This is a genomic window from Klebsiella sp. CN_Kp106 (assembly GCF_040064575.1).
GTDB classification, from domain to species: domain Bacteria; phylum Pseudomonadota; class Gammaproteobacteria; order Enterobacterales; family Enterobacteriaceae; genus Klebsiella; species Klebsiella michiganensis.
On record NZ_JBEAIG010000037.1, the window covers coordinates 1 to 590 of the forward strand.

Consider the following 590-nt stretch of genomic DNA (forward strand, 5'->3'; position numbering starts at 1 on the left):
AAGTCTGCCGAAAGATGGGGATTTCTGAAGCCACTTTTTATAACTGGAAGAAGAAATTCGCCGGTCTGGGCGTGACCGAACTGCGGCGTCTGCGGCAACTGGAGGATGAAAATCAACGGCTGAAGAAACTGGTGGCTGACCTGAGTCTGGACAAGGAGATGCTGCAGGAGGTACTGAAACAAAAGTTCTGAGGCCGGCTCAGAAGCGTCAGGCGGTGCATTTTCTGCGGGAGGCTTACCGTATCAGTGTCCGACGGGGATGCGGACTGCTGATGCAGAGCAGAACCGTTTACCACTGGCAGAGCCGGCGGGATGATCGGGCGATAACCCTGCGTATCCGGGAAATAGCGGAAACCCGGATCCGCTACGGTTGCCCGCGTATTCATATTCAGCTGCGGCGGGAAGGCTGGCCTGTTAACCACAAGAAAACACACCGGATTTACTGTCTGGAAGGCCTCAACCTGCGCAGAAAACGCCCGCGCAGGCATGTCAGTGCAGCACATCGTCAGCAACGTCCGGTCCTGACCGGTGTCGATCAGTGCTGGAGTATGGATTTCGTGTCGGATAACCTGTTTAACGGACGACGTTTCC

At 55.6% G+C, this 590-nt stretch carries 1 pseudogene; it reads left to right on the top strand.

Going from position 1 to position 590, the window contains the following annotated elements:
• A pseudogene (locus tag ABLU96_RS11520) lies at positions 1 to 590 on the top strand (transposase); the annotation flags it as partial.